This is a genomic window from Kyrpidia sp., from assembly GCF_023512215.1.
GTDB classification, from domain to species: Bacteria; Bacillota; Bacilli; order Kyrpidiales; family Kyrpidiaceae; genus Kyrpidia; species Kyrpidia spormannii.
Window position 1 is genome coordinate 38932 of sequence record NZ_JAILZZ010000018.1, and the last position, 9963, is coordinate 48894.

Annotated in this window: 9 protein-coding genes; 7 read left to right on the plus strand and 2 right to left on the minus strand. The window is 50.4% G+C overall.

The features are described from left to right. Window positions 1-26: 26 nt before the first annotated feature. Complete coding sequence (locus tag K6T64_RS08555) at window positions 27-494, minus strand: DUF2935 domain-containing protein (protein ID WP_288009612.1); 468 nt, start codon at window positions 492-494, stop codon at window positions 27-29. Window positions 495-577: 83 nt separating this feature from the next. Here K6T64_RS08555 and K6T64_RS08560 point away from each other — a divergent pair, with 83 nt between their 5' ends. Continuing rightward, window positions 578-1099: a M48 family metalloprotease gene (locus K6T64_RS08560; RefSeq protein WP_288009614.1), complete on the plus strand. Its 522-nt coding sequence runs from the start codon at window positions 578-580 to the stop codon at window positions 1097-1099. 113 nt (window positions 1100-1212) lie between these two features. Here the strand turns inward: K6T64_RS08560 and K6T64_RS08565 are convergent, their stop codons facing one another. Then, complete coding sequence (locus K6T64_RS08565) at window positions 1213-4179, minus strand: transporter substrate-binding protein (protein ID WP_288009615.1); 2967 nt, start codon at window positions 4177-4179, stop codon at window positions 1213-1215. A 351-nt stretch (window positions 4180-4530) separates the two neighbouring features. Between K6T64_RS08565 and K6T64_RS08570 the strand changes: the two genes are divergently transcribed. From K6T64_RS08570 to K6T64_RS08590, 6 genes are all read left to right on the plus strand, one after another. After that, on the plus strand, window positions 4531-5577 hold the full coding sequence (locus K6T64_RS08570; protein ID WP_100668695.1) for an aliphatic amidase: 1047 nt from the start codon (window positions 4531-4533) through the stop codon (window positions 5575-5577). After that, the gene (locus K6T64_RS08575; RefSeq protein WP_288009617.1) at window positions 5578-6795 is read left to right on the plus strand and encodes an AAA family ATPase; all 1218 of its coding nucleotides are present in this window, start codon (window positions 5578-5580) and stop codon (window positions 6793-6795) included. 34 nt (window positions 6796-6829) lie between these two features. Continuing rightward, window positions 6830-7438, plus strand: a complete 609-nt coding sequence (locus tag K6T64_RS08580) for an AmiS/UreI family transporter (RefSeq protein ID WP_100668697.1) — start codon at window positions 6830-6832, stop codon at window positions 7436-7438. Window positions 7439-7713: 275 nt separating this feature from the next. Further along, complete coding sequence (gene fmdA / locus K6T64_RS08585) at window positions 7714-8886, plus strand: formamidase (RefSeq protein WP_288009618.1); 1173 nt, start codon at window positions 7714-7716, stop codon at window positions 8884-8886. A 4-nt stretch (window positions 8887-8890) separates the two neighbouring features. Next, a complete protein-coding gene (locus K6T64_RS16860) occupies window positions 8891-9160 on the plus strand; it encodes an FmdB family zinc ribbon protein (protein WP_353737804.1) in 270 nt (89 codons plus the stop codon). Window positions 9161-9311: 151 nt separating this feature from the next. Next, window positions 9312-9890 carry an IS607 family transposase gene (locus K6T64_RS08590; protein WP_288009619.1) on the plus strand — a complete coding sequence of 193 codons (579 nt, stop codon included), beginning with the start codon at window positions 9312-9314 and terminating at the stop codon, window positions 9888-9890. Window positions 9891-9963: the final 73 nt, after the last annotated feature.

Consider the following 9963-nt stretch of genomic DNA (forward strand, 5'->3'; position numbering starts at 1 on the left):
GCCCGTCGATAGGCCTGGACATTCTGTCAACCAGCCACAAACGTTTCCCGGAGGTGCCCGACGCGATGAGGCCGACTCGCTAGGATAGCCTGGGCGACGCCGATAAAATACTCCGACTCCCGCCGGATGTGATTGAGGACCACCATCACCGTGGGGTTGCTGTACATGGCCGGGCTCTCCACACCCAGTTGGTCTAAGAGGTGAATGAAGGCCCGACTTTCTCGGAGGCAGTGATCAACGAGGTGGAGGAGATCCCCGTGAAACGCGGCGGCCGCCCGTGGATCTGTCCACACGTAAAATTCGATCATCCGGCGCACCGCCCCCCGGGTGCGTTCCAACATCTGCCCCCAAATCTGTAGCGCCCGCACGAAACGCGGCTCCAGGTTGTTCACCAACTGGCGGATCACCACCGTGTGCTCCGCCTCCTGCTGCTTCCAGAAATCCGCCTCATCGAGAATGCGCAGCGGCATTTTGTCACCGTAGATAAACAGCATCCCCTGGGCCCCCTTCACATCGAGGGTTTGTGGACTTCTGCCCCCAATGTACGCTATCCAGCCTTCCCAGGTGCCTGTCCCCTATGGGGCAGTGGAGGCCCACCATCGCCCTGCGCTCGCTCTCTCCACACCTCGGTCCGAGTATAAACAATCGCAAAGGTGCGATTTGGTTCGCCCTGATCATCTCCCTTGTAGGAATTGTGTATTTGATCATCGGATTGCTGCTGGCCTTCGCCTTGAACTTAATGACCCTCGGTTTTGTGCGATTGAACGGCCATAACATCTTGATTCTCCCGGCCCGGTTGATCCCTTTTCTCGGCAATGCCTATTCCCGGGCATGCGAATTCACCTGTGACCGCATCGCGACCTATGTGACAGCCAGCCCTGCCGCTGCCGAGCGAGGCCTGACGATGCTCGCCGTAGGGAGAGATCTGTACGCTGACATCGATGTGGATGAATATTTGCACGACAGCGAACAGAACCGCGGCTTTATACTTCGCATGACGGAAAAAATGTCCACTCATCCCCCTCTGCCCAAGCGCATCGCCGAGGTGCGCCGGATAGCGGCCTCATGGTGGCCCCAGTCACCTGCTCCGAACATCTAAGGAGATCCTCCCCTCGATTGGGGAGGGCACGAGCCCTCCCCGCTCTCATCGAACAGGACAGGTTTGCAGGATTGCAGCAGTTGGGAGAAGGACTGCGTCACCCCCGAGCGCTTTTAGATCAACTTGTAGTCTCGAAGTTTACGGTATAACGTTGTACGGGATATTCCGAGTTCCCGTGCAGTACGGCTAATGTTACCTTTGTACATCATGAGTGCACGCTCAATCTCCAACCGTTCATCCTGGGCATATTGTAGCCGTATCGATTCGACGTTACGTAAAAGACGAGCGTCCTGTTGCACAAGCTGTTCATCCCGCCTTCCCTGTACTCCGGAGTCAATAGACTCGATTTCGCCTTGCGAGAGCACGTTTGCCTGTACAGCCTGTGGCATTTTGGGCTCGAATTCCGGCGAGATCAATTGAAACGTGTCATCCGTCCGTAAGTAATCGGGTAAGTGGTCCAATGTAATGAGGGGTTCGTTGCCTGCTACATAAAAGGCTCGTTCTAGGGCATTACGCAACTCTCTGACATTACCTGGCCACCCGTACTGCATAAGGACTCTTGTCGCCTCCTCAGACAATGATTTCTCAGGTGTTCCCGTGGCTTCCGAGAACTCAGTAAGAAAGTGCCTCGCGAGTTCCGGAATATCATCTTTTCGTAAACGGAGGGGTACAAGTTCTATGGTGAAGACATTGAGCCTGAAGTAAAGATCGCTTCGGAACGACCCATTGTATGCGATTTCCTGAGCTAGGCGTTTGTTTGTCGCGGAAATGATTCGTACATCAACCGGAATCGGGGTGCCGCTCCCTACTCGAACAACTTCTTTTTCTTGTAATACACGCAGTAGGATGGCTTGTTGGTCGATCGGCATATCCCCAATTTCATCCAGGAACAGTGTTCCGCCATTCGCAAGTTCGAATTTGCCTGGACGTCCCCCCCGTTTTGCCCCGGTAAATGCTCCATCCTCATAACCAAACAGCTCGGCACTGACCAAATCCCGCGGTAGACCCGCACAGTTCACGGCAATAAACGGCTTGTTACGACGCGGGCTGGCGTTATGAATAAACCGCGCAAAAAGTTCTTTTCCAGTCCCACTCTCGCCCAAAAGTAGGACATTGGCGTCAGCTTGTGCAGCAAGCTCCGCAAGCTGAATGTTCTTTAAAAACAATACGTTTGAACCGACGAGTTCCACCTGGTTTTTTTGAGATTTCCGGGATAAAATACGCATCTTGCGAATGAAGATATGGTACACTTCCCCTATTTTCTGGCCCTTAATCTCAAACACGTGTTGATCTCGACTGAAACGAGTCATGAATTGTTGATCTTGTACGCTGCTTAGGTAAGATCTAAGGAAAGGAAGCAGGTTTGGATCATCTGCCAACCAATCGCTGGCAAGTTGATTTTTCACGAGCACCTCATTGTTAGCTACACTAATATATCCTTCCGGTATCGCATTTATAGCACCCACGAAAAGACGATCAACTTCCGCTTTTTTACCCTGTTCCTCGACGATGCCAACAGCACATTCTAGCAACTGTTTCAAAGCCCTAGAAAGGGTTGTAATGGTATCAGGACTCAACGAGCAATCATCGATGAATACACCAAGCACTCCATAGAATCGGCCGGATTTACGCTGAATGGGTATTCCTATCGTAATCCAGTCTTTCAATTCCTCTCGTTCATGTTCGCTCCCCCGAACAACAGCTTCACTTCGACCCATTAACGCCAGGGAAATTCCGGAATGACCAATTAACGCATGATTGGCCTTGATCCCAGGGCTCAAAAAGGGGGGTAGCTCGGGGGTGTCTGTTACATCGTGGCGAAAAACGGCTAAGGTCAAACCTTCAGCGTTAAAGATTCCAAATCGGTATGGAAAATATTTTGTCACATTTTTGATTGCATCGATCAAAGGCTTGTATTGATCCTGGGCAGTCCGGAGCACGTGAATGGGGGCACTCGCGCTGTCACTTCGCAGCAGTGCAGGATTCTCTTTTTCGTCGTTGTAAAAAGGTATGGGCGGTATCAACCCATTTGATTCCCACACAATGTCAAATTCCCCATTGGCATTCACGCGTCCAATTCTAGACTGCAGCCACAGATGTTGGTTTTTTGGATCTACTCGAATGCACCCCTGGGGAGCCTCGAACTCTATATCACGCAGTGCCTCACGAATCTCATCTGTATCTGTTGACCTCGCCCGACGGATCCCCTCCGCCAATAACCAAACACTATAATATGCACTTTCCATAACCGCACTTATCGTTTGCGTCCCATAGGTTTCATTGTACAGACTGCGAAACTCCGAGTTTCGTTTTGTACGGATGGATGAGAAATATGGAAATGATGTGTAATGGCCGACAGCATATTTGATACCCATTGCCTGAATCTCCGTTTCCGCAGTAATTGCGCTGGCAATCGGTATATTTAAACGAGTGCCGTAAAACTGTTGATAAAAAGCAATCACGCTCTCCCCTACGAGCGTTGAAAACACTACATTCGGTTTTACGGCCGTAATCTCCCGAAGTATTTGCTGGAATCTTTGAGCACCTAAAGCAACATACTGCTCGCCCGCTATAGTGCCCCCGTGCAACTTCACGAGTCTACGGATATGCTTATTCGTCTCTCTGGGGTATACATAGTCAGACCCGACAAGATAAACCGATTTACCAATGTGATCAAAAATCCAAGGGATGAAAGTTTCAAGCTGCTGGTTCGGAACTGGACCACAATAATATACATAAGGGCTCAATTCTTCGCCCTCGTACAATGTGGGGTAAAAGAGCAATTTATTGTACTTTTCTAATACGGGAATAGTAAGCTTGCGACAAACTGAGGTATATAGACCAATGATCGCCGCAACATGGTGTGTATGAATCAGTTTCTCGGCCTTCGCTGCCGACAAAATAGGGTCAGAGGCGATATCCTCTGTGATGGGAATGAGCTTTCGCCCCAAGACCCCCCCATTTTCATTGATTTGGCGGATCGCCAACAGTGCGGATTGGTATTGCCCCCGTTCTGTTACGCTTGTCGTGCCCGTGAGCGAGAAAAGTAGGCCGATGTGGATGTCCTGACCGCCAGGCACTGGTTCGCCCTCCTTTTCACCTGCTAGGGACATTATATCATTCTGTGTTCTATAGATGTCTTGCAATGTTTCCTAATGTTGCGCTTTTGCATCGGTTTGTTTATCCCTGGCGTTCGTCGTCTTAGAACACGATTAAACAGATGAGGACATAACGATACAGACCGCAAGGAAACCAGATTCGCGGTTCGCCCTTTCTGAGCTTCCCTACCGTGCTTCAAGACGGTCGTGGTTAGCTGTACTGCTGCGTTGAGATAAATCCGTTTCTGCTCACGTATTTGGCATGAAACCTGCAAAGAGGTTAAACAGAGAAGTTACATTTCTAAAATATACAAATGACGGAGGGTGTTCTCAATGAGACATGGAGACATTGCTAGCAGTCCAGATACTGTAGGTGTTGCCGTTGTCAACTACAAGATGCCGCGGCTCCATACCCGGGAGCAGGTACTGGATAACGCTCGGAAGATTGCGGACATGATCGTCGGAATGAAGCAAGGCCTGCCAGGAATGGATCTGGTCGTCTTTCCCGAGTACAGCACGATGGGCATTATGTATGACCCGGATGAAATGTTCGAAACTGCATGTACAGTCCCCGGGGAAGAAACGGAGATTTTTGGCCGGGCATGCCGTGAAGCCAACACCTGGGGAGTGTTCTCTCTAACCGGGGAACGGCATGAGGAACACCCGCGAAAAAGCCCGTACAATACGCTGGTGCTGATCAACAACAGGGGAGAAATCGTGCAAAAATATCGAAAGATACTACCTTGGGCTCCTATCGAAGGCTGGTATCCGGGGGATAAGACCTATGTCTCCGATGGACCCAAAGGACTTAAAGTTAGTCTGATCATCTGTGACGACGGAAACTATCCCGAAATTTGGCGGGATTGTGCAATGAAAGGCGCAGAATTGATTGTTCGTCCACAGGGATATATGTATCCCGCCAAAGAACAGCAGATCATGATGGCTAAGACAATGGCATGGGCAAACAACGTTTATGTCGCTGTGGCGAACGCGACCGGATTTGACGGAGTCTATTCTTACTTTGGTCACTCAGCAATTATTGGATTCGACGGCCGTACATTGGGCGAATGTGGCGAAGAAGAGTACGGTATCCAGTATGCGGAGCTGTCGATTTCAGCGATTCGTGACGCCCGGCAGAACTGGCAATCGCAAAATCAGCTCTTCAAATTATTACATCGCGGATATACAGGTATCTATAATTCAGGGGACGGCGACAAAGGATTGGCAGAATGTCCGTTTGATTTTTATCGGACATGGGTGTTAGATGCAAAGAAAGCTCAAGAGAATGTAGAGAAAATTACCCGAACGGAGCTAACAACAGCATGTTGTCCAGTTGGCGGTCTGCCCTATAACGGTGCAGAACGCGAAGCGGATCGGTAGTTGATCCATGAGCGCCGCCGGGAACCAAAAGGTAAGCTTCCATCGGATCCCGGCGGCGGATCTGACCTGTATAGCAGCATCAGTTGTAAAAAGGGGATACGGTTAATGCCATTCGTAAACGATATGCTCCAAAGCTTTGCCCAACAGAAAATAGCGAAAGAAGAGGAGAATACTGGACCCAACCAGTCGACCAAGTCATCGTCAGCAACGGTAGTCACCCGATTTACTTTCGACGTCAATAAAGTGATGCAACATTTGAAAAGCCATATTGCCGGGCAACAGGAAGCACTCAATGCCATCGAGCAGATGCTACGCTTGGTAAGAGCCGATATTGCCGATCCTAGCCGTCCACTGTACATTGCACTTTTCCTAGGCCCAACCGGAGTGGGAAAAACAGAAATTGTTCGCCTCTTGGCAGAGGCACTTCATGGAAACCGAGAAGCTTTTTGTAGAGTGGACATGAACACGCTGTCCCAAGAACACTACGCGGCGTCTTTAACGGGAGCACCGCCCGGATACGTGGGAAGTAAAGAGGGAACCACCATTCTCGACAAAGAAAAGATAGAAGGTTCCTACAGAACACCAGGTATCGTGTTGTTTGATGAAATGGAGAAGGCAAGCAACACGGTTCTGCAAACCCTATTAAACGTCTTTGACAACGGGCTCATGACTGTGGCATCAGGACAAATAACGATTAATTTCCGTAACTCATTAATTTTTATGACGAGCAACATTGGTGCCCGTGAGGTACAAGAATATGCGAGACGCAAGTCTCACTCAAAACTCCGCCACTTTCTCAGGGTTACACGACCGCTGAGTATAGAGACAACTCGGAAACTCATCCAGGAGCAACTCGAGAGCCGATTGTCTCCAGAGTTTCTTAATCGTGTCGACGACATCATCACGTTCAACTGGTTGGACGAAACCGCCGTCGAGGATATTATTTTGCTCCACATCCGGCAACTGAATCAGCGTTTGCTGCATCATCGGGTCGACATCCATCTAGAGCCCTCAATGCTTGCGCACCTCGCAGAAGTCGGATTTGACCAGCGGTACGGGGCAAGATCATTAAAGCGAGCTATTCGCCGGTACGTGGAAGTCCCATTGGCTGAATATTTACTTTCTCGTAGCTGGGAATCGGAAATGCCTTCTGAAAGGGTCATTGTGGCTTGGAGGAACGGAGACACACATTTTCGGAAGGATTTGCAGAAGGAATGATAGACTGTCGCACGCCTATGGAGGAGGTCATCGAATGGCAAACGTTGGGCTTCTTTACGTTGGAGCCGTTCTGTTCGTCAATGCACTTATGCTGTTGGGCAAAATCGATTCAAAAAGTGCGGGCATTTTTAATCTTTTCGTTGGTGCACTGCAAGTATTTACGCCGGTCTACCTAATCATGACCGCCCAGAATAGCTGGGACATTTTTAGTGCCTCAGGTATTTTCTTGTTCGGGTTTACTTATCTGTATGTCGGAATATCAAATTTAACCGGCAACAACAGTTCGGGTGTCGGTTGGTATTCACTGTGGGTCTCTATGCTCGCGATTGGCTATAGCATTGTTAATTTCTACCATTTTGGAGATATCAAGTTTGGTGTTATATGGCTAATGTGGGCGTTTCTTTGGGGTTTGTTCTTTCTATTGCTCGCGCAAAAACGCGATATCGGCCGATTTACAGGGTGGGTTACACTCATAGAGTCCTGGGCAACCTGTACGATTCCAGCGTTTTTGTCTATGACCGGACTTTGGACCCATATAAGCGCCACGGTGGTCTGGATCGCAGTGCTCTTCGTCCTCGCGCTTTTCACCTGGGCTTGGGTGACAACAAGAGCTTCTCACGCGCCAGTTGCAAAATCGTCCTAGGTGATTTGCTGCAAATCAGTTCTGCGTTAGTTTGAAAAGCTAACTCAAATGACCTCACAGTCGCACATGGATAAACCCTTTTAGTTGCATTGTGGAATCTTATTTGACACATCTTTCTGCCACTGTTATTATCAATCCAGAATTGCGTCAAGTCAATGATTATAATTCTTACATGGCAAAGTTGCTTGCCAACTGAGAAAGGAGGTGCAACTCTCGAAAAAACCTACCCGATCGAACAGATACGATTAAAGAGAACTCATTGAGGAGGGAAAAAGATGCCAGATGTTTTGTTTCATGTGGATTTGACAAAACCCATGGATGAGCAAGACATACCTGGGCACAATCGGTGGCATCCGGATATCCCGGCGGCAGTCTCAATAAACCCTGGCTCAATTTTCCGTATCGAATGTAAGGATTGGACCGATGGGCAGATTCATAATAACGATGACCCTTCTGATATTGCCCATGTGGATCTTAACCGGGTACACGTCTTAAGCGGACCGGTATGGGTTAACGGAGCGGAACCCGGTGATCTCCTGGTGGTCGATATCCTGGACATCGGTGCATTGCCAGACTCAGAATGGGGGTTTACCGGAATCTTTGCTCGGGAAAACGGCGGTGGTTTTTTGACGGATCGTTTTCCAGAAGCCCGGAAAGCAATATGGGACTTTGAAGGAATTTATGCCGTATCTCGACACATACCTGGGGTTCGTTTGCCCGGAGTCCTCCACCCCGGACTGATCGGATGTGCCCCATCCCAAGAGCTCCTTGATGAATGGAATCGGAGAGAAGCTGAACTCGTGGCCGCGAATCCCCAGCGAATCCCACCGCTTGCCAACCTTCCAAATCCGCAAAGTGCTGTGCTGGGCAGTCTGAAGGGGGCCGAGTTCGACGGAGTTGCACGGGAGGCCGCTCGCACAGTCCCGCCCCGTGAACATGGCGGTAACTGTGATATTAAGAACCTTTCCAAGGGTTCCCGATTGTATCTACCCGTATATGTCAAAGGGGCGAAATTATCCGTCGGCGACCTTCATTTTTGCCAGGGTGACGGAGAAATCTCTTTTTGTGGAGCCATTGAGATGGCTGGATGGATCGATCTTCATGTCGATGTGATCAAAGGTGGCATGAGCAAGTACGGTGTCGCCAATCCAATTTTCAAACCGGGACCTGTGGAACCAAAGTTCTCCCAATATCTCGTGTTTGAGGGTATTTCAGTCGATGAGAGCGGAAAACAGCATTATTTAGACGCCCACATTGCTTATCGGAGAGCCTGCCTGAACGCCATTGAATATTTACAACACTTCGGGTATACAGGGGACCAGGCTTACCTGCTTCTGAGCGCTGCCCCCGTCGAAGGCCGCATCAGTGGAATTGTCGATATTCCCAACGCCTGCTGTACCTTAGCCATACCGCTGGAAATCTTTGATCGGGACCTGTCCCCGGCGTGATCCGATGCCAACCTATGCATTTAACTGTCAAAGATGCGGAACGTTTGAGCGACAGATGGCCATGAAGGATGCCCAAGATACTTGCATTTGCCCTTTCTGTGGAGAAGTGGCACGTCGAACCTATGGGGTCCCAAATGTCTTAAAAACGGCTGGACGATCCACCTCGGTACGTGTTGTTGAGTCACACAACGGAACGAATTCCACTGTCAATACCCAGCGGCAACGTCAAGCAAATGGCTCCCGTCCCGGCCGTCCTTGGATGGTCGGTCATTAGTGGCTTTCTGGAGCCAGTGAGGCGGATTTTTCGGCAAACGCCTTGCTGGCTCCATTTTTTGGCATATCATGTAACAGTCGGGGGTGATCAACAGCCTGGAAGTTCGTAAACATCTATAGACGAACATATATTTCTGTTGTACAATCGTCTCATGAAACTATCAGATTGGGCTAGGCAACAAGGAATCTCCTACATGACCGCTTGGCGTTGGTGGAAGGATGGCAAGCTGCCTGTGCCTGCCCGTCAGACCGAATCCGGCACGATCCTGGTGGAAGTCCCTCCGACCCGTGAAGGCGGCCGGACGGTTGTGTATGCCCGAGTGTCCTCTCACGATCAGCGGAGTGACTTGGACAGGCAAGTGTCTCGAATCACCCAGTGGGCAACCGAGCGAAAGCTGGCCGTGGACGAGGTGGTGACGGAGGTCGGATCGGGGATGAACGGGAAACGTCCAAAGCTCCGGCGTATTTTGGCGGATGCGCGGGTGACGACCATCATTGTGGAACACCGGGATCGACTGGCGAGGTTTGGCGTGGAGTACCTGGAATCTGCACTGGCTGCTCAGGGCCGTCACATCGTGGTGGTGGATTCCGGGGAGACCCGCGACGATCTGGTCCGGGACATGATCGAGGTCTTGACATCGTTCTGCGCCCGATTGTACGGCCGACGGGGAGCGAGGAATCGGGCTTTGCGGGCTGTGACCGCCGCAAAAAAGGACGGGAAGGAATCATGAAGGCGCTTCAGGCGTACCGCTTTGCGCTCGATCCTTCGCCGCATCAGGAGAGGATGTTGGCTTCCCACAGCGG

What these genes read in the sequence shown, in the direction of transcription:
- K6T64_RS08555 (WP_288009612.1), bottom strand. Translation starts at nt 494, where the DNA reads ATGCTGTTTATCTACGGTGACAAAATGCCGCTGCGCATTCTCGATGAG.
- K6T64_RS08560 (WP_288009614.1), top strand. Translation starts at nt 578, where the DNA reads ATGGGGCAGTGGAGGCCCACCATCGCCCTGCGCTCGCTCTCTCCACAC.
- K6T64_RS08570 (WP_100668695.1), top strand. Translation starts at nt 4,531, where the DNA reads ATGAGACATGGAGACATTGCTAGCAGTCCAGATACTGTAGGTGTTGCC.
- K6T64_RS08580 (WP_100668697.1), top strand. Translation starts at nt 6,830, where the DNA reads ATGGCAAACGTTGGGCTTCTTTACGTTGGAGCCGTTCTGTTCGTCAAT.
- fmdA (WP_288009618.1), top strand. Translation starts at nt 7,714, where the DNA reads ATGCCAGATGTTTTGTTTCATGTGGATTTGACAAAACCCATGGATGAG.
- K6T64_RS16860 (WP_353737804.1), top strand. Translation starts at nt 8,891, where the DNA reads ATGCCAACCTATGCATTTAACTGTCAAAGATGCGGAACGTTTGAGCGA.
- K6T64_RS08590 (WP_288009619.1), top strand. Translation starts at nt 9,312, where the DNA reads ATGAAACTATCAGATTGGGCTAGGCAACAAGGAATCTCCTACATGACC.